Below are 1,248 nucleotides of genomic sequence, written 5' to 3' on the forward strand. Positions count from 1 at the left end.
CCAACACATGCTGGCGCTAATGGATCATTTGGAAATCGACAAATTTTCCATTGTTGGCTTATCTGTTGGCGGCATGTGGGGCGCGGAACTGACCGCTCAAGCCCCACAACGAGTGAAGTCATTGGTGTTGATGGATACCTTTATTGGTTGGGAACCAGAAGTGACGCATAAAAAATACTTTGCGATGCTAGATACCATCAGCCAAGTTCAAGGTGTTCCTGGGCCTATTATCGAAGCCGTTGCACCACTGTTCTTTGCGAATAACGCGGATCAAGTTCACCCAGAATTGGTCGCTTCATTTAAACAAAGCCTTGAATCGCTAACAGGTGAGCGAGCTGTAGAAGTTGCTCGTATCGGTCGCATGGTGTTTGGGCGACGTGATGTGATTGAAGATGCAGAAAAATTCGCACTGCCAACATTGATCGCAGTTGGTCGAGAAGATAAGCCGCGTCCGGTATTTGAATCTTACCTAATGAATGACTGCATTACGGGCAGTGAGTTGGTGGAGATTCCTGAAGCGGGTCATATCAGTTCGCTTGAACAGCCCGAGTTTGTGAATCAGATGCTGTTGAGCTTCCTAAACAAAGTTCACGCTTAAAATGCATTTAAAAACTCGGCGTTATGCCGAGTTTTTTTCTGTCAGTTTCTTTTCACCAATTTTAGGCTCTTCACCCGAAAGTAAACGACGAATGTTTTGATGATGTTTAAATACGATTAGACAACACAACATGGCAACGGGCAGGGTGTATTGCGGTTTGAACATCCAAGTATAAAACGGTGTGACTAACACAGTGACGAGTGCGGCAAGGGAAGAGTAGCGAAACAAAGCTGCAACCGAGAGCCAAGTCAGCATAACTAGGCCTGTGAGGTCTAAGCCAATTGGAGCAATGGCACCAAGCGCGGTAGCGACGCCTTTACCCCCTTTAAAGTGGAAGAAAATTGGGTACATGTGACCAAGGCACGCCGCGATAGCAATAACGCCAAGAATGATAGGATCGATACCAAGAAAGTACCCCCCCCAAACTGGAATCGTCCCTTTAAGCATATCGCACAACAACACCGATATGGCCGCGCCTTTTCCGCCAATGCGCAATACATTGGTCGCGCCTGGATTGTTTGAGCCAACGTTACGAGGGTCTGGCAGTTTTAACAGGCGACAAATCAACACCGCACTGGAAACAGAACCCAGTAAGTAGGCGGCCATTGTCATTATCAGTGCCAGTGCGTCCATAGAAGTCCTTGATGGAT

Annotated in this window: 2 protein-coding genes; one reads left to right on the forward strand and one right to left on the reverse strand. The window is 47.3% G+C overall.

Annotated elements, in window-relative coordinates; all coding sequences use genetic code 11:
- Nucleotides 1–598, forward strand: a 598-nt coding sequence (locus tag R8N49_RS24805) for an alpha/beta fold hydrolase (RefSeq protein WP_318190176.1), incomplete at its 5' end; no start/stop codon positions are given.
- 21 nt (nucleotides 599–619) lie between these two features.
- On the opposite strand, the gene plsY is transcribed toward R8N49_RS24805, so the two are convergent.
- Complete coding sequence (gene plsY / locus R8N49_RS24810) at nucleotides 620–1,231, reverse strand: glycerol-3-phosphate 1-O-acyltransferase PlsY (protein WP_020840066.1); 612 nt, start codon at nucleotides 1,229–1,231, stop codon at nucleotides 620–622.
- Nucleotides 1,232–1,248: the final 17 nt, after the last annotated feature.

The organism is Vibrio sp. 1978 (assembly GCF_033344345.1).